General features: G+C 63.0%; 20 protein-coding genes and 4 pseudogenes. 18 read left to right on the top strand and 6 right to left on the bottom strand.

What is annotated here, in order from left to right; genetic code table 11:
• Positions 1 to 11 precede the first annotated feature (11 nt).
• A pseudogene (locus N4R57_08925) lies at positions 12 to 1123 on the bottom strand (Ppx/GppA family phosphatase).
• A gap of 197 nt (positions 1124 to 1320) precedes the next feature.
• On the opposite strand from N4R57_08925, the gene N4R57_08920 reads away from it, so the two are divergent.
• The 6 genes and pseudogenes from N4R57_08920 (at position 1321) to N4R57_08895 (ending at position 7545) form a co-directional block, all read left to right on the top strand.
• Positions 1321 to 3201, top strand: coding sequence for a PhoX family phosphatase (locus N4R57_08920; GenBank protein UYV39106.1), 1881 nt, complete (start codon positions 1321 to 1323; stop codon positions 3199 to 3201).
• Between the two features lie 280 nt (positions 3202 to 3481).
• Entirely contained in the window at positions 3482 to 3778 is a 297-nt protein-coding gene (locus N4R57_08915) for a virulence factor (GenBank protein ID UYV39105.1), read from the top strand.
• A gap of 28 nt (positions 3779 to 3806) precedes the next feature.
• A pseudogene (locus N4R57_08910) lies at positions 3807 to 4758 on the top strand (methylenetetrahydrofolate reductase).
• A gap of 75 nt (positions 4759 to 4833) precedes the next feature.
• On the top strand, positions 4834 to 5337 hold the full coding sequence (locus tag N4R57_08905; GenBank protein ID UYV39104.1) for a hypothetical protein: 504 nt from the start codon (positions 4834 to 4836) through the stop codon (positions 5335 to 5337).
• A gap of 84 nt (positions 5338 to 5421) precedes the next feature.
• On the top strand, positions 5422 to 6504 hold the full coding sequence (locus N4R57_08900; GenBank protein UYV39103.1) for a methyltetrahydrofolate cobalamin methyltransferase: 1083 nt from the start codon (positions 5422 to 5424) through the stop codon (positions 6502 to 6504).
• A 93-nt stretch (positions 6505 to 6597) separates the two neighbouring features.
• Positions 6598 to 7545: a glucokinase gene (locus N4R57_08895; protein ID UYV39102.1), complete on the top strand. Its 948-nt coding sequence runs from the start codon at positions 6598 to 6600 to the stop codon at positions 7543 to 7545.
• Between the two features lie 212 nt (positions 7546 to 7757).
• Here N4R57_08895 and N4R57_08890 read toward each other — a convergent pair whose 3' ends face one another.
• The 3 genes from N4R57_08890 to pdxH all read right to left on the bottom strand — a co-directional run bounded on the left by N4R57_08890 (position 7758) and on the right by pdxH (position 9557).
• On the bottom strand, positions 7758 to 8198 hold the full coding sequence (locus N4R57_08890) for a DUF192 domain-containing protein (protein UYV39542.1): 441 nt from the start codon (positions 8196 to 8198) through the stop codon (positions 7758 to 7760).
• Positions 8199 to 8301: 103 nt separating this feature from the next.
• Entirely contained in the window at positions 8302 to 8838 is a 537-nt protein-coding gene (locus N4R57_08885) for a cold shock domain-containing protein (protein ID UYV39101.1), read from the bottom strand.
• Between the two features lie 113 nt (positions 8839 to 8951).
• Positions 8952 to 9557, bottom strand: coding sequence for a pyridoxamine 5'-phosphate oxidase (pdxH, locus tag N4R57_08880; protein UYV39100.1), 606 nt, complete (start codon positions 9555 to 9557; stop codon positions 8952 to 8954).
• Positions 9558 to 9699: 142 nt separating this feature from the next.
• Between pdxH and fabI the strand changes: the two genes are divergently transcribed.
• The 8 genes and pseudogenes from fabI to N4R57_08840 all read left to right on the top strand — a co-directional run bounded on the left by fabI (position 9700) and on the right by N4R57_08840 (position 16595).
• On the top strand, positions 9700 to 10506 hold the full coding sequence (gene fabI / locus N4R57_08875) for an enoyl-ACP reductase FabI (protein ID UYV39099.1): 807 nt from the start codon (positions 9700 to 9702) through the stop codon (positions 10504 to 10506).
• Complete coding sequence (locus N4R57_08870) at positions 10481 to 11239, top strand: hypothetical protein (protein UYV39098.1); 759 nt, start codon at positions 10481 to 10483, stop codon at positions 11237 to 11239. Before fabI ends, N4R57_08870 begins: the two co-directional genes overlap by 26 nt.
• A 45-nt stretch (positions 11240 to 11284) precedes the next feature.
• Positions 11285 to 11896: a LysE family transporter gene (locus tag N4R57_08865; GenBank protein UYV39097.1), complete on the top strand. Its 612-nt coding sequence runs from the start codon at positions 11285 to 11287 to the stop codon at positions 11894 to 11896.
• 11 nt (positions 11897 to 11907) lie between these two features.
• Entirely contained in the window at positions 11908 to 12429 is a 522-nt protein-coding gene (gpt, locus tag N4R57_08860; GenBank protein UYV39096.1) for a xanthine phosphoribosyltransferase, read from the top strand.
• 257 nt (positions 12430 to 12686) lie between these two features.
• A pseudogene (locus N4R57_08855) lies at positions 12687 to 13858 on the top strand (aminotransferase).
• Positions 13859 to 13938: 80 nt separating this feature from the next.
• Positions 13939 to 14901 carry a SurA N-terminal domain-containing protein gene (locus N4R57_08850; GenBank protein ID UYV39095.1) on the top strand — a complete coding sequence of 321 codons (963 nt, stop codon included), beginning with the start codon at positions 13939 to 13941 and terminating at the stop codon, positions 14899 to 14901.
• A 73-nt stretch (positions 14902 to 14974) separates the two neighbouring features.
• Entirely contained in the window at positions 14975 to 15781 is an 807-nt protein-coding gene (locus N4R57_08845) for a hypothetical protein (protein ID UYV39094.1), read from the top strand.
• Positions 15782 to 16022: 241 nt separating this feature from the next.
• Positions 16023 to 16595 (top strand): pseudouridine synthase, encoded by a 573-nt coding sequence (locus tag N4R57_08840; protein UYV39093.1) that lies wholly within the window; start codon positions 16023 to 16025, stop codon positions 16593 to 16595.
• Between the two features lie 180 nt (positions 16596 to 16775).
• Here the strand turns inward: N4R57_08840 and N4R57_08835 are convergent, their stop codons facing one another.
• Complete coding sequence (locus N4R57_08835) at positions 16776 to 18800, bottom strand: divergent polysaccharide deacetylase family protein (protein UYV39092.1); 2025 nt, start codon at positions 18798 to 18800, stop codon at positions 16776 to 16778.
• Positions 18801 to 19016: 216 nt separating this feature from the next.
• Here N4R57_08835 and trpD point away from each other — a divergent pair, with 216 nt between their 5' ends.
• The 4 genes and pseudogenes from trpD to N4R57_08815 all read left to right on the top strand — a co-directional run bounded on the left by trpD (position 19017) and on the right by N4R57_08815 (position 22509).
• Positions 19017 to 20039 carry an anthranilate phosphoribosyltransferase gene (trpD, locus tag N4R57_08830; GenBank protein UYV39091.1) on the top strand — a complete coding sequence of 341 codons (1023 nt, stop codon included), beginning with the start codon at positions 19017 to 19019 and terminating at the stop codon, positions 20037 to 20039.
• Entirely contained in the window at positions 20036 to 20863 is an 828-nt protein-coding gene (gene trpC / locus N4R57_08825) for an indole-3-glycerol phosphate synthase TrpC (GenBank protein UYV39090.1), read from the top strand. Before trpD ends, trpC begins: the two co-directional genes overlap by 4 nt.
• A 1-nt stretch (position 20864) precedes the next feature.
• Positions 20865 to 21341: a cyclic pyranopterin monophosphate synthase MoaC gene (moaC, locus tag N4R57_08820; protein UYV39089.1), complete on the top strand. Its 477-nt coding sequence runs from the start codon at positions 20865 to 20867 to the stop codon at positions 21339 to 21341.
• Positions 21338 to 22509 (top strand): annotated as a pseudogene (locus N4R57_08815) (molybdopterin molybdotransferase MoeA). The gene moaC and the pseudogene N4R57_08815 overlap by 4 nt, the downstream one beginning before the upstream one ends.
• Positions 22510 to 22757: 248 nt before the next feature.
• On the opposite strand, the gene N4R57_08810 reads toward N4R57_08815, so the two are convergent.
• Entirely contained in the window at positions 22758 to 22991 is a 234-nt protein-coding gene (locus N4R57_08810; protein ID UYV39541.1) for a hypothetical protein, read from the bottom strand.
• Positions 22992 to 23035 lie beyond the last annotated feature (44 nt).

Below are 23035 nucleotides of genomic sequence, written 5' to 3'. Positions count from 1 at the left end.
CCCGCCCCCCATCAGAACGGCCCGTCTTCCAGAACCCCATCGGCGCTCATCTGGGAATAAAGCAACCCCTCGCGCAAGCCCCGGTCCGCCACGCTCAGCCGGTCGGTCGGCCAACAGCGCAGCAAGCCTGCAAAATCGCCGACCCCGACATGATCAACGCCTGCCGGTCCTGTCCAATCCGCGGATCACGCCGCCGCCCGGCGGGGCCGAGCTTGAGATAGCCGGTGATCACCCGGTCGATCTGATCGCTGGTCATGCGCAGCCCGTCCACCTTGGTCCGGTCATAGCGCTTCAACCCCAAATGCGAGGCCGCCACCGTCGTCACCGTCCCTGAGGTGCCAACAATCTGAAACCCCTCACGGGCTTGCTCGTCCTTATAGGGCGCAAATTCGGCAAGGTTTTCCTCAAAAAACCAACTCATCAGCGCAAAGCGCGCACTGTCATCCTCAACATCGCGGAACTGGTCGCGAAGGGTCGCCACGCCCAAAGGCACGCTGATCCAATCCACCACCTTGGCCGCCGGAAACGGGTTATCCGCAACGGAAAATCCGCTGTGCAGCCGCATGATCGCACGTGGCCGGTCGCGGCGCGGCACGCTCGAGAGGTCAATCCAGACCAACTCGGTCGAGCCACCGCCAATATCAACCACCAGCAATTGCTCGGTCTTGGTGCTGACCAGCGGCGCGCATGAAATCACCGCCAGCCGCGCCTCTTCCTCGGTCTGGATAATCTCCAACGCAAGACCCGTCTCGCGTTCAACCTGCCGGATAAAATCCCGCGCATTCACGGCACGGCGACACGCCTCGGTCGCGACAAGCCGCATCCGGCTCACCTTGTGACGCTTGAGCTTTTGTTGACAAATCCTGAGCGCCTGCACCGTGCGCCCCATCGAGGCACGGCTCAACCGCCCGGTGCGTTCCAGCCCGGAGCCCAACTGAACAGATTTCGAGAACGAGTCGACCACATGGAACTGGCTGCCCTTGGGTTGGGCAATCAGCATGCGACAACTGTTCGTACCCAGATCCAGCGCAGCATAAAGCTGTGACGGATCAGGCGGGTTGGGCGCGGGGCTATCAACCGGTTTTGGGAACGCGCCCGCACCTTCGGGACGCTTGGGCGCCATGACTCACGCCCTCCATTTCGAGTTGGTTTCAATCTAGGGGCGGGCCACCCGTCACGCAAGAGGTTTCGGGGCGTCGCAGCGCTCCGTCATACCCGCTTCACACAAAGCGCCCATGCCTACAGCAGCAGCCCCGCCCGATTCGACGAATCCGCTGTGGCTGCTAGTTTGAAACCATCCTAGCCCAAGGACCCCCTCGCATGACCCGCCATGATGATCTGAGCTTTGACGACTTTGACGAAATCAACCACCCGCGCGGTGAACACACCCAGTTCGACGACGTAGTCGAGGCCGCGCTCTCGCGTCGTGGGTTCCTTGGCGGGGTGCTCGCCCTTGGCAGCATCACCTCGCTGGGCAGCGCCCTGCCCTCCGGCGCGCGCGCCGCGACCAGCCGCTTTGCCTTTGATGGCATCCCCACCTCGACCGCCGACAGCATCACCCTGCCCGCCGGCTACACGTCCGAGATCGTCGTGCAATGGGGCGATCCGCTGTGGTCCGACGCGCCCGAATTCGATGACGCCACTCGCGGCACCGCCGCAAGCCAGGCCCGCGCCTTTGGCGACAATATCGACGGGATGGAGATTTTCGCCCACGAAGGCCGCACCCTTCTGGTGGTGAACAACGAATACACCAACCGTTCGATCATCTGGGGCAACCGCGCCGATGGCAAAGCCGAAACCGATGACGACATCGAAAAGGGTATGCTCGCCCATGGCGTCAGCGTGGTGGAACTTGGTCACACCGGCTCTGGCTGGGGCATCGTCAAGGACAGCCCGTTCAACCGCCGCATCACGCCGCGCACCGAAATGGCCATCACCGGCCCCGCGCGTGGCCACGCGCTGATGAAAACCACAGCCGACCCCGCCGGCACCACGGCACGCGGCACTTGGAACAACTGCGGTTCTGGCAAAACGCCTTGGGGCACCTATCTGGCCTGTGAAGAAAACTTCAACGGCTACTTCGCCGCCACCGACAAGGACCACAAGGTCTCCGAGGCCCACAAACGCTATGGCATCTCGGCACGCGACTGGGGCTACGGCTGGTCAAAGATCGACGACCGCTTCAACGTCGAACTCACCCCGAACGAGCCCAACCGCGCCGGCTATGTGGTTGAAATCGACCCGCGCAACCCCGATGCGACGCCCAAGAAACGCACCGCTCTGGGGCGGTTCAAACATGAAAACGCCGAATGCGTGATCAATGCCAATGGCCGCCTCGTGATCTATATGGGCGATGACGAGCGAGGCGAGTTTCTTTATCGCTATGTGTCCAACGGCGTTTATGCGCCCGGCGTCGATACCGATGAGCTGATGGAAAACGGCACGCTCTATGCCGCCAAATTCCATGACACCGGCGCTGGCGAATGGCTGGCCCTGACGCCCGAAACAACCGGCATGGATGCGGCGCTCATCTGCATCCATACCCGTATCGCCGCATCCGCCGTGGGCGCAACCACTATGGATCGCCCCGAATGGGTCGCCGCCAATCCGAACAATGCTGAAATGTATTGCGCGCTGACCAACAACAAGAACCGCGGCAAGAAACCCAACGCCGGCGGTGATCTTACCCCGGCGGGCGGCCCCAACCCGCGCGATGAAAACCACTATGGTCAGATCGTGCGCTGGCAGCCCAATGGCGCGGACCACACGGCAGACGGCTTTGCATGGGATCTCTTCGTGCTGGCGGGCAACCCCAACAAGCATGACGACGCCTATGGCGGGTCGGACAATGTGACGCCTGACAATATGTTCAACTCGCCCGACGGGCTGGCGTTTGACGACACCGGCCTCCTGTGGATTCAGACCGATGGCAATTACTCCAACCAGAAAGACTTTGAAGGCCACGGCAACAACCAGATGCTCGCCGGTGATCCGGTGACCGGCGAAATCCGCCGCTTCCTTGTTGGTCCCAACGAATGCGAAGTCACCGGCCTCTGCTGGTCGCAGGATCGCCGCACCATGTTCGTCGGCATCCAGCACCCGGGCGAGCGCGGCAATTCCCATTGGCCCGCAGGCGGCGCGTCAACGCCCCGCTCCGCCGTGATCGCCATCACCCGCGACGACGGCGGGCTTGTCGGCTAACGCCTTGAACGCTTGACTGGCACTTGACTGGCACTTAACTGGCGCGGCCTTGCTGAACAGGGTCGCGCCGGTTTCTTCCTCCCCGGCGCGAATACGGCACGCCCCACCTCAACATAATCATGAAGATTTCGACACCCCGCCCCGGTGGCCCCTTCCCCCTTCCCCCCTATCCTGCGTCACGCAAGGTCGCATTGCGTCTTTGCGAAGTCGAAAAACGCACCTTGAACCCTGATACGCTCAAGTATGAGGGATAAGAGGAACAGGAAGGAATCACCACGCCATGCCAGACGTAACCATCGTTTACTGGCGCGACATCCCGGCCCAGGTCATCGTGGGCAAAGGACGTCGCGGGTCGAAAATGCCGCTGCCCGAACGCTTCGAGCAAGCCATCGACCGCGCCGCCATGAAAGTCGGCGCTCAAGACACCGATGCTTACCTCGCTGAATGGCGCAAAGCTCCGCCCTATTCCGTCCAAGGAGAGCCAGACGAGATCGCAAGCCGCGAAGCGGCCCGTCTCGATGCTGAATTTGATCAGGAAAAGATAAAAGCCCTGATCGCCAATGATGGTTGGGCCTAAAGCCCCCATGCGCGTTTGGGAGAGTGTGATGACCTTGTTGAACTTCCGTCGGAAAGAAAGCCCCGGCACGCCCCCTCAACCCCGAGCTTGAGGCGTTCCTCAAGGGCTACTCGATCGAGGTCATGCCCCGCACCGCCCTCAAGGTCGAGGATTTCCGCGAGCATCTGCCCGCAGGCACCCGCGTCTATATCGCCCATATCGACGGCACGCCGATTGACGATATGGTCGCCACCGCCGCCCGTCTGGCGCGTGAAGGCTATGACGTGATGCCGCATTTCCCGGCCCGCATCATCGCTGATGCCGCCACCTTGGAAAACTGGATCGCCATGTATCGGGGCGAAGCCGGTGTCACACAGGCGCTCTTGCTGGCCGGTGGCGTCGATGCGCCTGTTGGCGACTTTCACAGCTCGATGCAGCTCATGGAAACCGGCCTCTTTGACAAGGCCGGCTTTACCCGCCTGCATGTCGCCGGCCACCCCGAAGGCAACCGCGACATCGACCCCGACGGCGGCATGAAAAACGTCGAAGACGCCCTTCAATGGAAACAGAAATTTTCTGAACGCACTGACGCGGACATGGCCCTCGCCACGCAATTCGCCTTTGAATCCGCGCCAATCATCGCATGGGCAGATGCGCTGCGTGACGCGGGCATCACCCTGCCGATCCACATCGGCATCGCCGGTCCGGCGAAGCTGCAAACCATGATCAAATTCGCCATTGCCTGCGGCGTCGGCCCCTCCTTGCGCGTCCTTCAACGCCGCGCCAAGGATGTGACCAAGCTGCTCCTGCCGTTTGAGCCGACCGAAGTGCTGAGCGAACTGGCCGCCCACAAAGCCGCCAACCCGGACAGCAATATCGAGCAGGTCCACTTCTTTCCGCTCGGCGGGATCAAGACCAATGCCAAATGGGCGCAGGACAACGGCGGCACCTCCGGCACACCGGCTGGAACCTCTGCTGGCACGTCGGCGTCGCAATCGTGACCCCCGGCAGGCTTTGCAAAATGTCCGTTTCGGCTTATCCTGTCCCTGTATTTCTTGATATTTACGGGGACACCCATGGCTTTTTCCAAACACGTTTTTGCATGTCTCGCCTGCTTTACCCTGACCACAGCGGCCACTGCCCAGCAAGCCCTGCCACCGCCGCTTCCCGGCACACAGGGGGGAACACAGGGCGGCATAGCTCTTCAACCGCAACAACCCGGCGGCACCAATCTCAACGGCTTTCAACCCGCCGGGCAGTGGCGCTGCATCGTCAACTCACCGATTGTCTCGATCGACCTGCTGCTCAATGCCCAACCCGGCAATGTCACAACCCAAGGGTCTCTGATCTATGTGCAGACCAACAAAGTCTACGACATCACAGGTCAGGCCAGCTGGACTTGGGGCCCCGCCGACGACGGTCAGGGGCTGTTCACCCGGATTCAGGTCTACCCGGCCAAGGATCACGCCACCTTCTCGGTCTTTGCGCGCTATATGGGCGATCCCAACCATCTCTGGAACACTTGGCAAAACCCGCAAACCGGGCAAACCGTGGACACCCGCTGCCAACGCATCGGCTGACCCCGACACACCGCCCGTCTTTCCCACCGCGCGCCACTTCGGAGCGCGGCCAACCCTCTTGCTTTCACTCAAAAAGGATCCTTCATGACCCGCACCATCGTTGAATCGAAAACGAAAACCGCGATCATCGGCTTCGATCAGCCCTTCTGCGTGATCGGAGAGCGGATCAACCCCACCGGCCGCAAAATCCTCAACGAAGAGCTTGAGCGCGGTGATTTCTCGCGGGTTGAGGCCGACGCATTGGCACAGGTCGCCGCCGGCGCCACCATTCTCGACATCAACTCCGGCGCGGTGTTCTCCAACAAAATGGCCGAAGACCCGCGTTACGCCGATAACAACTTTGTCGAACCGACTTTGATGAAACAGCTCGTCGAAATCGTGCAGGCCGTCACCGACAGCCCGCTCTGCATCGACAGCTCGGTTCCCGGCGCGCTCGAAAATGGCCTCGCCGCCGCCGAAGGCCGCCCCCTGCTGAACTCCGTCACAGGAGAGGAAGAACGCCTCGAACTCGTCCTGCCACTGGTCAAGAAATACAACGTCCCGGTCGTGGCCATCTCCAACGATGACACCGGCATTTCCGAAGACCCCGACGTGCGCTTTGCCGTCGCCAAAAAGATCGTCGAACGCGCCGCCGATTTCGGCATCCCGGCGCATGACATCGTGGTTGACCCGCTGGTTATGCCGATCGGCGCGATGGGCACTGCGGGCCTACAGGTCTTCACCCTCGTGCGGCGTCTGCGCGAAGAACTGGGCGTCAACACCACCTGCGGTGCGTCGAACGTCTCCTTCGGCCTGCCCAACCGCCACGGCATCAACAACGCCTTCCTGCCGATGGCGATGGGCGCTGGCATGACCTCGGCGATCATGAACCCCGTTGCCCTTCCGGTTGGCCCCAAAAAGCTGGCCGAAAAACGCGCCGAAATCGAAGCCGCCGGGATCATCCTGCCTGCCGATATGGATGACGAAACCATCTGTCAGATGTTCGGCCTCGGCTCGACCAAACCGCGCCCCGGCAAAGAGATGGAGGCCATCCGCGCCGCCAACTTCCTCACCAACAATGACGAAGGCGGCGCCGCGTGGATCGCCTTTAACAAAGTCGCGCCCAAGGCCGGTCACGAAGGGCGCGGTCGCGCCGGGCGCACCGGCGGCCGCCGCCGTCGCGCCTGAGCACGCCTCAGCCATAGACCACAGGCTCCCCCGAAACCCCGCCCTTATCGGCGGGGTTTCTTTGTTGGCCAAACCTGCGCTAGGCTCGCCTCCATGCACAAAAACCTCACCCTCGTGGCCGACGTTGGCGGCACCCATAATCGCCTCGCCCTCGCCGATGGCACGCGCTTGCTCCACGACAGCATCTCACGGTCTGAAAACGCGCAACACGCCACCTTCACAGACCGCCTCGCCGCTTACCTGAAGACCACAAATGCGCGCCCCGCCGCTGTCTGCATCGCCGCCGCCGGGCCGGTCCGGGACGGGACCGTGCAGCTCACCAATCACAGCTGGCACATCTCGGCCCGCGACATCGCACAGATCACCGGCACAGCCCGCGTTTTGCTGCTCAACGATCTTCAGGCCATGGGCCACGCCCTCGCCCTGCCCGCAATCATGGGCAGCCCGCTGACCCAGACCCGCCTCGTCCTTGCCATCGGCACCGGGATGAATTGCGCCGTGGCTCACCCATGCGCCAATGGCGTCTTCGTTCCTCCGGGCGAAAGCGGCTATTCCACCCTCCCCCTGACCACCGGGGCAGACGCCGCCGTGCTGCGCCACGTGGGTGACATGCACGGCACCCCGGTGATCGAATCCATTCTCTCCGGCCCCGGCCTGTCTCGCGCCCACTTCGCCCTCACCGGCACGCACATCGCCGCCGAAGCAATCACCACCCCGACCGCGCCCAATACCCCAGCCCGCTCAATCCACCCCGGCACAGCCGACACGCTGGCGCTGGCCTTGCGCGTTCTTGGTGCCCATCTTGGCTCTCTGGCTCTGACCCACCTGCCACTTGGCGGCATCGCCCTCGCCGGATCGGTTGGCCGCGCCCTCTTTGCCCACCTCGACAGCCCGCATTTTCAAACCCATTACGCCAATCGCGGCCCCTACACTGACCTGCTGACCGGCATCCCGCTGCACCAAATCACCGACGACACCGCCCCCCTGCACGGCGCTGCCCTGGCCATGACCCAAGCGCCGCCCATGTCTTCATCTGACTGAAAGTATCCCGGGGGTTTGGGGGCTGGCCCCCCAATTTATACAGTGGTTTGGGGGGATGGCCCCCCAATTATAACTGTGGCTTGGGGGGCTGATTCCCCATCTTTAACTGTGGCTCGAGGGGCTGCCCGCCATCTTCACCTGCGGATCGGGCAAAACACCCACCACCGCACCAGCAAATCATTAGCCGAGCCAAACGAGCGACACCCCGAGCCTCACCCGCATGCCCAAACCGCATCCTTGCCAAACGCCGGATGCCGCATCACGCTGCCTTTGCTGATCCCCATATCACGCGCCAGCCCACCGTTGATCTCCAAGACCACCAGAATACCGCGCCCGCCGGGTATCCGCGTCAAATCACCGGGAACAGCGTTGTGATGCACCTTTTGCACCACGCCGCGCGGGTCCACAAAGATCATATCCAACGGGATCAGCGTGTTTTTCATCCAGAACGACACGGCACTCGGCCTGGGATAGACAAAAAGCATGCCGCTGCTGCGCGGCATCTCCTCAACAAACATCAACCCGCGTGCCCGGCTGCGCACCGTATCAACCACGTCGACCGTAAAGCGCGAACTGCCCCAGTCGCCTCGCAAGAACACCGTATCGTCGCGGCAGTCATTGGCAAAAGCGCTGCCCGCAAACAGCGCAACCATCAGCAGCCCCGCCAGCACAACCCGCAACGCGGCTCCGAATTGCAACCGGACCCATACCGATACCAATACTAATAAAGGCCCCTGCAATCCGACCTGCGTCAAATCAGCAGTCCTCCAGATCGGTCGCGACTTCCCATGCACAAACTTCCGTCGCCATCCGCCCGCGCTTGCCATCAATCACCCGAATGGCCAACGCCTCTCCGGGTTGCAAATCGGCCAGGCCAGAGCGGCGCAGAACCTCGATATGCACAAACACATCTTCCGAACGACCAAAGATATTGGCAAAGCCAAAGCCCTTGCCCTTGTCGAACCACTTCACCCGCGCGGGTTCCAGCGGCGCCGAGCGGATCAATTCGGGATCAATGTCCGCGAAATCCGCTAATGGCGCGGCCCCCACACCTTCGGGCGGCTCGATCTTCAATACTTCCACGGCTTGAACACCGCGATCTGTCTCTTGCACTGTGATGCTGATACGCGCGCAATCCGCAACCGAGCTCTGCCCAAAGTTGCGTAACACGTTAGCGTGCAACAATATATCCGGTCCACCGTCTTCGGTGACTACAAACCCGAACCCCTTAACGGGATCAAACCACTTTACCTGACCGGACACTTCACGGGTGCTCTTCGCATCCTGTTCCAATATAAGCGTCCACTATTTCCATCCCCACACCCTGTCATGCGCAATGAAGCCGCCAGTTTCAAGCACAAAAATCCGTTCCTAATCAGACGCTTGCTTTTCACGTCACGCGAAATTCAAGGATTGAGTCGCTGAACGTCCCAGTTTTGTTGACTATTTCCCCGCCGCCAGCGGAACCGGTCATGCAGGCGAAACGCGCCATCCGCCCAGAATTCTATCTCTACGGGGCGAATGCGATAGCCCCCCCAGAACTCTGGCCGCTTCGGCGCCGTGCCATGCGCCGCCGTCACTTTGGCAACTTCCGCCACCAAGGCCGCACGCGACGACAAAGGCTGCGATTGCTGCGAGGCCCAAGCCCCCAGCCGGCTCTTGAGCGAGCGACTCGCGAAATACGCATCCGCCGCCGCGCCCTCTTCGCGCTCCACCACGCCGCGCACCCGGATTTGCCGGCGCAGGCTTTTCCAATGCATGACAAAGGCCGCCTTGCCTGCCCCGTCAATCTCTTGGGCTTTGGCGCTGCCATAGTTGGTGTAAAACACAAAGGCGTCGTCCTCGATGTCCTTCAACAGAACCATCCGCACATTGGGCAAGCCGTCCGCATCCACCGTGGACAGCGCGATCGCATTCGGATCATTGGGCTCGCTGCCCACCGCTTCTTCAAGCCAGCCTCGCGCAATCTCAAACGGGTTGTCGCCTGCGAATATACCGGTTCTGTCCGCCATCACTCTAGTCCCTGAAACCTTCGGGGGGAATTCCCCTTTGCCGATACAGGCCTGCGCCCTCGACCCTTGATGCACCCTATTCAATCGCCTAAAGAAATCAAACAGCATAATTGCGTCGCAAACGGCGCGGACCGGGGGACTGATGTCGAACACTCTTATGGCAGGAAAGCGCGGGCTCATCATGGGCCTCGCCAATGACAAATCAATCGCATGGGGTATCGCCAAGGCCTGTGCCGATGCCGGGGCCGAAATGGCCTTCTCCTATATGGGGGATGCCTTCCGAAAACGCGTCGCGCCTCTGGCCGACCAACTGGGCGTTGATACGCTGATTGATTGCGATGTCTCCGACCCCGCCTCGATCGACGCCGCCTTTGGCGAGATCGAAGCCAAATGGGGCAAGCTCGACTTTATCGTTCACGCCATCGGTTTTTCCGACAAGAACGAATTGCGTGGCCGCTATGTCGATACGTCCAAGGATAACTTCCTGATGACCATGGACATCTCGGTCTATTCCTTCACCGCCGTGATGCAACGCGCCGAGAAACTGATGGGCCCCGGCGGCTCTGCTCTCACGCTCACCTATTACGGCGCCGAACAGGTCATGCCGCATTACAACGTCATGGGCGTGGCCAAGGCAGCGCTGGAGGCTTCGGTCAAATACATGGCCGAAGACCTCGGCAAAGACGGCATCCGCGTCAACGCCATCTCGGCTGGCCCGATCAAAACACTGGCCGCGTCGGGCATTGGCGATTTCCGCTATATCCTGAAGTGGAACGAATACAACTCGCCCCTGCGCCGCAATGTGACCATCGACGATGTCGGCGGCTCGGCGCTTTACCTGCTGTCTGATCTCGGCTCCGGCGTCACGGGCGAAAACTTGCATGTCGATGCCGGCTATCACATCGTCGGCATGAAAGCGGTCGATGCGCCCGATATCGAAAAAGGCTGATCGCGCCACTCCGCCACAGTCCGGTCGGGCGCCGCGTCGCCCGGCCTCCTTTCCTGCTGCGCATACTCCCGCAGCCCGTGGCCCTGCGGCCCGCCCAGCCCCTGCGCCCTGCCCTGCCGCCGCGCGCCTGCTTGCGCCGGTGCTGCTGATCGCCCAACTGGCCCTGCCCACCCTCGCGGCCCTGCCAACGGCGCTCCATGCAGCCCCGTCCTCAACCCGCCACTGCACCGCCAGCGACACAGAGCTCGCCGATATGCTCGCGGGGGACTGGCGGCTCGAAACATTGGCCACGCGCAACTATCTGGGCGAGCGCCACCTCAACAGCCGCCCCTCGGATTACAGCCAAACGGTCAGCCTCCTGCGCCGACCTGCCGAGGCCGCCACCGCCCTCGCCCTGCGTGTCAAATCCGCCGAAACGCCGCTTGCCCGCCAGCAACCCGCCGACACCCCTCCCGAGGACCTAGCGCTCATGAACACGGGGCAGGACATGCTCGCCGAGCATCTCGCGCCCGCCCTGCTCGATCCCGGTGCCTGTGGCGCGGCGCAGCAGCTCCCCCACTTCTGGCTCGAAACCTCGGAACAGCGCGGAGCGGCCGTGATCAGCAACCAAATCCTGCTCACCGTCCTCTCGCCCACACATATCGCGGGCGTGCAGCTGACCCGTCTGCAAAACGCGCCCGACCTGCCCGCCACCCGCCTGCTCAGCATTTTCACCATGCAACGGCCTGATTAAGCCCGCGCACCAGTAAGCCCAAAAACGCACCAGAAAGCACCGGACATGAGCCTCACCCTCACGCATTTCATTGCCTTCAACCTCACACTGCTGGCCGCTATCGCCATGCCGGGCCCGTCGCTTTTGTTTATCACCCGCACCGCGCTCGCCCATGGCCGCGCCGCAGGGGTGGCCGCCGGCCTTGGCCTTGCCCTTATGGCTGCTCTCTGGTCGTTGGCCGCGCTGTTTGGCCTGCAAACGCTCTTCGCCCTCTTCCCTTGGGCCTTTGTCGCGATGAAAACCGCCGGCGCGCTCTATCTTCTTTGGATCGCCGTGCAAACATGGCGTCACGCCGCCGAACCGCTCGGCGCGGCCCCGCCTGTGTCAAATGGCCATTTCTTCTTTTCCGGGTTGCTGATCAACCTCGCTAATCCCAAAGCCGTGCTCTTCGCTGGGGCCGTGCTGGTGGTGATCTTTCCGCCCGCGCTCACCACGGCCGAGAAATCGCTGATCTTCGCAAACCACCTCGCCGTCGAGGCACTGGTGCAACCCGTGCTCGCAATTCTGCTCTCGACAAACGCGGTGCGCCGCCGCTATCTCGGCCTCAAACCGATTTTCGACCGCATCGCTGCCGCCGTGCTTGGCGCGCTTGGCCTGCGCCTCCTGCTCGACAGATAAGGACATCTGCCATGACCGACACCCGACTGCCCCACGAAAAAGGCTTCCACGTTAGCTGGGACCAGATCCACCGCGACTCCCGCGCCCTTGCTTGGCGGCTGGATGGCCACGGGCCCGACAACGGCGAATGGCGCGCCGTCGTCGCCATCACCCGCGGCGGCATGGCCCCGGCGATGATCGTCGCGCGCGAGCTCGACATCCGAACGGTCGACACGATCTCGGTCAAATCCTACCATTCGGGCGGCGGCAAAGCCGATCAGCGCCGCGACGCCGAAGTCATCAAATCCCCCGATGCCGCCATGATGGGCGACGGCACCGGCATTCTCGTCGTCGATGATCTGGTGGACAGCGGCAAGACCCTCGAACTGGTGCGTTCGATCTATCCCAACGCCCATTTCGCCTGTGTCTATGCCAAACCCGAAGGCGAAAAACAGGCCGATACCTATATCACCAGCGTCTCGCAGGACACATGGATCTTCTTCCCTTGGGACATGGCGCTGCAATATGTCGAACCCTACCGCGGCGTCGACTGATCGACGGGCCAGCCACTTTAAACCGCTGTGGGATTGAGGGGCCAGCCCCTCAAACTACTGGTGGGATTGAGGGGCCAGCCCCTCAAACTCCCCGGGATATTTCCAGTCAGATGAAGGCGCGGGCGGGCGCGCGGCCTTGCCCCTTTTCAATCCCGCTGCGCTTGGCTACCGTGCCGGAAAACCGCGCCCGGCCTTTCCTCTTTCGCGACATACGCCTGCCCGAGGCCCGCCCCGCGCCACCAGAACGGATGTAGCCCATGACCACCCGCACCCAATCCACCTTTGCTCCGCCCGTGATGGAGGCGCGCCGCTGGCTTGATGGCGTGACCTTCACGCAAGAGCGTCCGCTGATCAACGTCAGTCAGGCGGCGCCGGTCGCACCGCCGCCCCCGCCCATGCTTGACGCCATGGCGGATACGATCAAAACCAACCCGGAGGCGCACCTCTATGGTCCGGTGCTCGGCCTGCCGGAATTGCGCGCGCAGGTGGCGCAGGAATGGCAGGCGTCATATGGCGGCGCAATCAGCGCCGATCAGGTCGCCATCACCTCGGGCTGCAATCAGGCGTTCTGCGCCGTGCTCGAAACCCTGACCACCGAGGGGGACGAAATCCTTTTGCCGACCCCGTGGTATTTCAACCACAAGATGGCCTGTGACATGGCCGGTGTGACGGCTGTTCCGCTGGCCACCGGCGCGGGGCTCCTCCCCGATCCGGAGACGGCGCGCGCGTTGATCACCGACAAGACCCGCGCGATTGTGCTTATCACCCCCAATAATCCCGGCGGCGTTGAATACCCCGCCACATTGGTGCGCGCGTTTTTGAACTCGCCCGCGCCCACGGGCTAAAGCTTCTCGTGGACGAAACCTACCGCGATTTCCACTCTGAGAGCGGCGCGCCGCATGACCTCTTTGCCGATCCGGCATGGGATGACACGCTGATCCAGCTTTACTCCTTTTCCAAAGCTTACCGCCTGACCGGCCACCGCGTCGGCGCTGTCACCGCCTCGACCGACACGCTCGCCGAGGTCGAAAAATTCCTCGACACGGTGGCCATCTGCCCCAACCAACTGGCCCAGCACGCGGCACTTTGGGGGATGCAGAACCTCTCGCAATGGCTCGCGGGCGAGCGTGACGAAATCCTCGACCGGCGCGCCGCCATCGAAGACGGCTTTCCCCGCCTCGCCGCCAAAGGCTGGAAACTGCTCGGGGTCGGGGCCTATTTCGCCTATGTCGAACACCCGTTCGAGATGAGCTCCGACGACCTCGCCCCGCGTTTGGTGCGCGAGGCGGGCGTGTTGCTCCTGCCTGGCACCATGTTCCAGCCCGCGGGCGCGCCCTCTGGCAAACGCCAGCTGCGCATTGCCTTTGCCAATATCGACCGCTCCGGCATTGGCACGCTGTTTGACCGGCTCGAAAACCCCGCCCTCTGACGTTCGCGGGGCTTGCCCCTGCGCAGCGCAGGCAATAGACATCATCCGACCTGACCCAATCATACTGCGAAAGGCGCTTCATGGCACGCGGCAGCACCTCGAAAACACTCGTCTGGATCCTCCTTGGCCTTCTGATCCTTGGCCTTGGCGGCTTTAGCGCCACCAACTTCGGCGGCACCCTGCGCTCGATCGGATCGGTTGGGGATCGCGAGATCACCACCAACGCCTTTGCCCGCGCGGTGCAGGATGAAATCCGCTCCGAAGAGGCCCGCCTCGGTCAGCCGATTTCGATGCAGATCGCCCGCGCGCTTCAGATCGACCAACGCGCCCTTGCCCGCCTGATCGCCGCCACCGCGCTCGACAACGAAGCGGCAAGGCTTGGCATTTCGGCAGGCGATGACAATCTTGCCGACACGCTGACCCAAATTCAGGGCTTTCGCGGCATTGACGGTAGCTTTGATCGCACCGCTTATGAATTCTACCTCGACCGCTCCAACATGACCGAGAAGGAATTCGAACAGGGCCTGCGCGATGATCTCGCCAGTGGGCTGCTGCAACAGGCGATCCTCTCTGGCATGCCCGAAGGCACGGTGGTTGCCAACACGCTGGTCGACTACCTTGCTGAAACCCGCGATTTCACATGGGCCCGCCTTGGCGAGGCCGACCTTAAAGAGCCGCTCGCCACCCCGACCGAGGAACAGCTCACCGCCTTTCACAAGGAACAAGCCGCCCAGTTCACCCTGCCGGAACGCAAACGCATCACCTATGTCTGGCTCACGCCCGACATGATCCTCGATCAGGTCAAGATCGGCGACGATGTGCTGCTTGAAAATTACAATTCGCGTAAAACCGAATTCAATCAGCCCGAGCGCCGCCTTGTTGAACGCCTCGTCTTCCCGGATGAGGCCACAGCCAAAGCCGCCAAAGCCGCGATTGACGCCAAGGAGAAAAGCTTTGAGGACATCGTCAAGGACCGCGGTCTCGCGCTCACTGACATCGACCTCGGCGATATGGTGAAAGAGGGCCCTTGGGGCAGCAGGTGACGGCGTCTTTGCCGCCGAAGCGGGGGCTGTTGTTGGCCCGTTTGCCTCGGATCTTGGACCGGCGCTGTTTCGGATGAACGGCGTGCTCGCTGCGCGCACCCAAAGCTTTGAAGACGCACGCGAACAGCTGCGCGAAGAGCTGGTGGGCGACCGCGCCGCGCGTATCATCGACAAGATGCGCGACGATATCGACGATTTGCTCGCCTCGGGTGCGACCCTCGAAGAGGTGGCCAAAGAGACCGATATGAAGCTGGCACAGATCGACTGGACCCGCGAAAGCTCGGATGACATCGCCGGCTATGCCGCCTTCCAGACCGAAGCGTCCAAGGTCAAAGCCGAGGATTTCCCGGAGCTTATCGCGCTTGAAGATGGCGGCATCTTTGCGCTGCGATTGAATGAGGTGGTCGCACCGGAACTGCAAACGCTTGACGCTGTGCGCGCCGATGTGGTGGCCGCCTGGAAAGTGGCCGAAACCTCGCGCCTGTTGATGGCCCAAGCCGAAGCGCTGCTGCCCAAGATCACGCCCGACGCCGACATGGCGGCGCTTGGCCTGACGGTAACGCAGGAAAGCGCGCTCACCCGCACCGATTTCATCGACAAGACGCCGCGCGACTTCCTCGATGGTATCTTTGCGATGGAGCCCGGCACGGCCCGCACCTTTGCCACGCCGGGCGGCGCCATCATCGTGCGGCTTGATGCGGTTAACGAGCCTGACCCGACCAGCCCCGAAGTCGCCAACGCGCTTCAGGCGCTCAAGGCCCAGACGGCCAATGGGCAGGCTCAGGATCTTTACCAGTTCTTTGTCAATGACGTGCAAACGCGAGCGGGTCTGCAACTTGATCAGAACGCGATCAACGCGGTGCTGACGAACTTCCAGTAACGGAAGCCTGGCCCATGACGCCGCTCTGCCACCGGTCGCTCAAGGATCACGCCACTTGCGGCGTGGTCCTATGGCGGCACGGGCAAGCGCGTGAGGCAGAGGAAAGCGGGGGGCCAGCCCCCCGCACCCCCCGGGATATTTTCGGTCAGATGAAGGGGGCGGGTTGGTTTTTTGCGGCCGGCGTTGGACAAGGGAGATTGCGCGGCGCGCAGTCGTTCGTGGCGGTTCGAGGGCAGAGCTGATGGCGCGGCTGATCCTGTTTAACAAACCCTATGGCGTGCTGACGCAATTCACCGACAAATCCACGCCGCCGCGTCCGACGCTGGCCGAATACATCAGCGAAAAATCGGTCTATCCCGCCGGGCGGCTTGATCGCGACAGCGAAGGGCTTCTGCTTTTGACCGATGACGGCAAGCTGCAAGCGCGGATATCAAGCCCGCGCTTCAAGCAGCCCAAGACCTATCTGATTCAGGTCGAAGGTCGCCCGGATGACGCCGCTCTTTCGGCGCTGCGCATCGGGGTCACCCTCAAGGACGGGCCAACCCGCCCGGCCAAGGCGCGTCTCGTCCCGGAACCAGATTGGCTCTGGCCACGCCATCCGCCGATACGGGTGCGCAAATCGGTGCCCGACACATGGCTTGAGCTTGTCATCACCGAAGGGCGCAACCGACAGGTCCGCCGGATGAGCGCCGCCGTCGGCCACCCGACACTGCGTTTGATCCGCACCCGTATCGGCGACTGGTCGCTCAGTGGCCTCGCCCCCGGCGAGACACGCGCGATTTCCGCCACACACCACCCTACGCCCCGGACTTGAGCCGGAACCACGCGCGTTTTAGACACCGCCCTTAGTCGTGCCTCATCGTCAGCGCACGCCGCGTTAACTTAATTTTCCGTTCAAATTTGCCGCGGCGCAGCGGTGCACGTAAGTCAGCCGGATGTCAGCCGAAGGTCACCCCCCGGCAGACCCGCCAAATTTCTGCGTTAACACTTTGGCTTATTGCTCCTGCAACAGCGCGCTGATCGGCGCGAGCGCGATTTGCCCGGCACGTTCATCCAAGCCCCAAACCAACAGCGCCGCCACGGTTTCCGGGCGCATCCGACCGACCATCACAACGCCGCCCTCGCTGCCGGCGCGCAACGCGCCGTTGTTCAGGAAGCGGCGGATCGTGCGGCTATTCTGGCCCGCCGCATCAAAGTCGCGAAAGATCGTCGCCGACGGCACGCCATTCTTGGCCGCCAGCTTCTGCGCCGTGTTCAACCCCTTGGAATACAACAGCAAACCGTGACCCGTTGCGCCAAGGATCTGCGCAACCTGATCGCTTACCTTGCGGTCAAACTGGATCCCCTCGCCCGGCGCTTCCATCACGCCTACGGCTTCTGGCACCTTGTCCATAAGCACCGGCATCGCCACTTCGACGTCGGTTGGGGTTGCCCCCTCTGGCAGCGCCACCATGGCCATAACCTCAAAGCCCGCCGCGCGGAACATTGCCATGCGATCCAAAGCGTCGTCGCGCGCCGTGTCCACCGCAATCGCCAGCGGATAAGGGAACGCCGCAAGCTGGTCGATCTCAACCGATCCTGTGCCCTCGTCGATCAACACAATCGCCATTTTAGGCTTGTTTTCCAAGGCCTTGAAATTAACAGCATAGCGTTCGATCGGCCGCGCGCCTTTCGTTTTGACGGCGCCGTCTGGCGCCGCAGCGCCCGCTCCGATCGTTGGCAAACCACTGCTCCGCTTGGTCCCTAGAGCGCCGCCGGATGTGCCGAGTTTGCTGCCCACGGTCTTGAAGCTTCCTGCCGGTTTTCCAATCCGGATGGCGGGTGGGGGTGCTGCGGATTCGGCCTGCGCCTGACGCGGCTGCTCTGGTTCTGGTGGAGCCGGTAGGCTCTTGACTTGCGGCACGGTGACCGGCTTGGCGGGCGGCTCGGTAACGGCTCGCGCTACCTTGTCCTTGGGCGTGTCGGAGCCGGGCTTTGGATCAACCGCTGGAGTCGGCACCGGTGCGGCACCCCCTTCGGCTATCTCCACCTTGGGCGCAGGTTCCTTAACGCCCTGTTCGCGAACGGTTTTCTTGAACGTCTCCGCAGGTGCCACCGGGTCGCCCGCTGGCTCTGCACCAGCAACCGCATCGGGCTTAACCTCAGGCTTAACCACCGGCTCAGCCACAGGGTCAACAACTGGTTTCGGCTCTGCTGGGGGCCCCACTCGGATCACCGGCTCCGCGCTCACGGGTTTGGGCGCAACCGGCGCTTGGGCGACCTGCCCCGCTGCCGGTTTGCCTTCAGGCTTCATCGCAGGCTTCGGCGGCTCCTGCCCCGTTACATCGCCGCTCCCGCTGCTGGCCTCGGGCGTTACGACCGGCGCAGGCGGCTCCATCGGTGCCGCACTTTGAACCTTCGGTGCGGGGGCCGACACCGAAGCCACAACTTCGCCCTCACCACCTGCCTGCGTGCCACCAGCCTGCGTGCCACCGTCCTTTTGCGCAACCTTAGGCGTCTCAAAGGCGGTTTTCGGAACCTCTACCACAGGCGGCGCTGGCTGCGCCGGCTCGGTTGAAATCGACAGCGCCGCCTCGCCGCTTGGCGGCTTGGGCGCACTCGACCCCGTTGTTTGCAATGGCTTTTTAGCCGCAGAAGCCACCACAGGCGCGGGAGGTTTGATCACCTCTGCGCCGGTCTTGGGCTGCGCCATCCCGCCCGGCTCCTGCCCGGCGACGGGCTGCGCGCCCAGATCCTTGGCAACCGTGGCCACAGGCGCCACGCTGTCGGGCTTGGGCGCGGTCACCTTGGGCGCAACCTGCTCTGCCACCACCGGCTCACTCGCAGGCAGGCTCGCCTTCTTGTCTTCGCGCGGCTTGTTGAATTCCGATCCCGCAGGCACGCTGACCGCTGCCGTTTGCGGTTGCTTGTTGCTCGGCGTTGGCCCGCCAATAAACACAGAAAGCCCCGCCGCCGCCCCGACCGAGACGACAACCCCCACGACCACGCCGCTCACCAATCCTTTGACCACTGCGATCACCTCATTTTCTGCTCTTGAGGTCCCACGCGCCCCTTGACGGTACGCACCAAGCCTGAACATGTATACCGCGACCAAAGCATGGGCTTCCAGTCCTTTGCGACCAATAATGAGCAAGATGCTGCTGTTGAAGAACATATGTGACACAAACGCTTGTTTCGCCTCGGATTTTCCGGGTTCTCGAACAGCTGCCTTGCCCCAGAAACCCACGGAGCTTAGATGAGCGACGCCCTCAAACCCCTGATCGGTGCGGCTGCCGAACGCGCGCTGTCGCGCAGCGAAGCCGAAACCGCCTTTCGTATCCTGTTCGAAGGCGATGCCACGCCAAGCCAGATCGGCGGCTTTCTCATGGCGCTGCGCACACGCGGTGAAACGGTCGCGGAATTCACCGCCGCCGCCAGCGTCATGCGCGCCAAATGCCACACGGTCAAAGCGCCCGATGATGCGATGGACATTGTCGGCACCGGCGGCGATGGCAAGGGCACGCTCAACATCTCGACCGCCACCGCTTTTGTGGCGGCGGGCGCGGGGTTAACCATTGCGAAACATGGCAATCGTAACCTGTCGTCGAAATCCGGTGCTGCGGATGCATTGGCGCAAATGGGCGTGAATGTCATGGTCGGCCCTGCGGTGGTTGAAAAGGCGCTGAGCGAGTGCGGCATCGCATTCATGATGGCGCCCATGCACCACCCCGCGATGGCCCATGTCGGGCCAAGCCGGGCAGAACTTGGCACCCGCACGATCTTTAACATCCTCGGGCCGCTGACCAACCCGGCGGGCGTGAAACGCCAACTCACCGGCGCGTTTTCCCGCGCGATGATCCGCCCGATGGCCGAAACCCTCGGCGCTCTGGGCTCCGAACGCGCCTGGCTGGTGCATGGCAGCGACGGCACCGACGAGATGACAATCACCGGCCTCACATGGGTCGCCGCCCTCGAAGAAGACGGCACCGTGCGCGAGATCGAGCTCCACCCCGAAGATTTCGGCCTGCCCGTGCATCCTTTCGAGGATATCATCGGCGGCACACCGTCCGAAAATGCCACGGCTTTCAAGGCCTTGCTCGATGGCACCCCGTCGGCCTATCGCGACGCGGTGCTGCTCAACGCCGCCGCCGCTCTCACAGTCGGAGGCAAAGCCGCCGACCTGCATCAAGGTGTCGAAATGGCCCGCGAAAGCATCGATTCCGGTGCCGCCAAAGCCAAGATCACCGCCCTCGCCAAACTCACATCGGAGGCCACATGACCGGACCGCTCACCGGCACCGTTCTCGACCGCATCAAAGCCTACAAGCTTGAGGAAGTCGCCGCCGACAAAGCCGCCAAACCCCTAAGCGACATCGAAGCCGAAGCGCGCGCAGCATCCCCCGTCCGCCCCTTTGCGGATGCGCTCGTCGCAGCGAGCAAAACCGGCTACGGTCTCATTTCCGAGGTCAAAAAAGCAAGCCCCTCTAAGGGCTTGATCCGCGAAGACTTCGACCCCGCTACGCTGGCACGCGCCTATGAAGCCGGCGGCGCAACCTGCCTCTCGGTGCTCACCGACACGCCCAGCTTTCAGGGGGCCAAACCCTTTTTGACGCAGGCCCGCGCCGCCACTGCCCTGCCCGCGCTGCGCAAGGATTTCATGTATGACACCTATCAGGTCGCCGAGGCCCGCGCGCTTGGGGCCGATTGCATCCTGATCATCCTCGCCTCGGTCTCTGATGCGCAGGCACGCGAGCTTGAAGCCGCCGCCACCGAATGGGGCATGGATGCCCTGCTTGAGGTCCACGACGAGGAAGAACTCGACCGCGCCCTCCCCCTCAAATCGCGGATGATCGGCATCAACAACCGCAACCTCAAGACCTTCGAAACCACGCTCGACGCCACCCGCAACCTGTCGCGCCGGGTGCCCGCCGACCGTCTGGTCATTTCCGAAAGCGGCCTCGCCACGCCCGATGATCTCGCCGATATGGCCCGCTATGGCGCGCGCAGCTTTCTCATCGGCGAAAGCCTGATGCGCCAACCGGATGTGACCGCCGCAACCAAGACGCTGCTCGCCAATCCGATCCCCGCCACAGGAGCCGCATAACATGGCTGGTCTTAGCCACTTTGACGCCAAGGGCGATGCCCATATGGTCGATGTCTCGGACAAGCCCGTAACCGCACGCATTGCCGTGGCGCGCGGGTCCGTGTCGATGCAGCCCGACACCTTCACGCTGATTTCCGAAGGGCGCGCAAAAAAGGGCGATGTCCTCTCGGTCGCGCGCCTCGCCGGGATCATGGGGGCCAAGAAAACCCCCGATCTGATCCCCCTCTGCCACCCTTTGCCGATCACCAAGGTCACGGTTGATCTCACCCTCAACCCCGACTTGCCCGGCATCGACATCGAGGCCACGGTCAAAACCACCGGCCAGACCGGCGTCGAGATGGAAGCCCTCACCGCCGTCTCCATCGCCGCCCTCACAGTGCACGATATGGTCAAAGCGGTCGACAAGGGCATGATCATCTCCGACATCCGCGTGGTGCTGAAAGACGGCGGAAAATCAGGCCGCTACGAGGCATCATGATCTCCGTCACCGACGCCCTTAACGAACTCTTCGCGCTGGTCTCACCGCTCGCCAGCGAAACAGTGCCGCTGCTTGACGCGCCCGGTCGTGTGCTTGCCCAACCGGTCAGCGCCACCCGCGACCAGCCCCCCTTTGCCTCCTCCGCGATGGACGGCTACGCGCTCAAAGCCGAAGAGGTCGACCTCCACGCCCAGTTCAAGGTGATCGGAGAGAGCGCCGCCGGACACGGCTTTGACGGCACGCTCAAACCCGGCCACGCCGTGCGCATCTTCACCGGCGCGCCGGTGCCCGATGGCGCCAGCCATGTGGTGATCCAGGAAGACGTCGAGCGGCGCGGCTCCCTCATCACCATCACCGCCCCGCAAAGCGTCTCCAACATCCGCCCACTCGGCACCGATTTCACCAGCGGCCATAGGCTCGACGCCCCGCGCCGCCTTAGCCCCGAAGACATCGCCCTGCTCGCCGCGATGAACATCGCCGAGCTGCCGGTGACCCGCCGCACCTCGGTCGCGCTGATCTCGACCGGCGATGAACTCGTCATGCCCGGCGAAACCCCAAGCCGCGATCAGATCATCGCCTCCAACACCTTCGGCTTGCACGCCCTCCTGCGCAATCTCGGCGCGGCCCCCCGGCTCTTGCCGATCGCCCGCGACAACCGCGAAAGCCTCGAAACCACACTCACGCTCGCCAAAGACGCCGACCTCATCGTCACCATCGGCGGCGCGTCCGTGGGCGATCATGATCTGGTCGGCACAGTCGCCGCCGACATGGGGCTCGAGCGCGCCTTCTACAAAATCGCCATGCGCCCCGGCAAACCCCTGATGGCGGGGCGCTTGGGCGGCTCGGTCATGGTCGGCCTGCCCGGCAACCCGGTCTCGGCGATGGTTTGCGGCCACATTTTCCTCGCCCCCCTGATCCGCGCGCTACAAGGGTTCAAACCTGCCCCCGTCGCGCGCAAATCCGCGACGCTCACCGCCCCCTCGGCGCGAATGGCCCGCGCGAACATTACCAGCGCGCCCATGTCGAAAATGGCCAGATCACAGTGTTCGAACGTCAAGATAGCTCGCTCCTCACGGTCCTGTCCCAAGCAAACGCGCTCGCGATTTCCGCGCCCAACGCCCCCGCCCAACCCGCCGGGAGCGAGATCGCCTACATCCCCCTCACCTGACCCGCGACACCAAAAACCACACGCTCGTCGACCATTTTCTCACGAGTCACCCGGCCCCCTTCATCTGACTGAAAATATCCCGGGGGTGTGGGGGGCTGGCCCCCCACTTTTACCTGCGGTGTGGGAGGCTGCCCCCCACCTTAGTCAGCGGTCTGAGTGAGCTAGCCCCGACCTTTGCCAGCGATGGAAGAACCCAACTCCGCCCATTCCACCGAATGGTCCAGTCCATGCCAAACCGCGCAGCCCCTCTACCCCAAGGCCTCCGCAAAATGATCCAACAGCACCGACTTAAGGATCTTCCCTGTCGGCGCGGCTGGCAGGCTCTCGGCAATCACAATCCGCGACGGCACCTTATAGGGCACCAACCGCTCGCGCAAAAACGCCCTTATCGCGTCCTCGCTCACACCGGCATCCGGCTTGCAGGCGACAAAGCCGATCACCTCTTCGTTGCCCTCGACCTTGCGACCAACAACCGCCGCCATGATCACATCGTCATGCTCACTCAACGCCGCCTCAACCTCTACGG

The sequence above is a fragment of the Rhodobacteraceae bacterium D3-12 genome (assembly GCA_025916135.1).
Taxonomy (GTDB): domain Bacteria; phylum Pseudomonadota; class Alphaproteobacteria; order Rhodobacterales; family Rhodobacteraceae; genus JAKGBX01.
The sequence above is the reverse complement of the archived record's forward strand: the minus strand, read 5'-3'. Positions and strand labels throughout refer to the sequence as shown.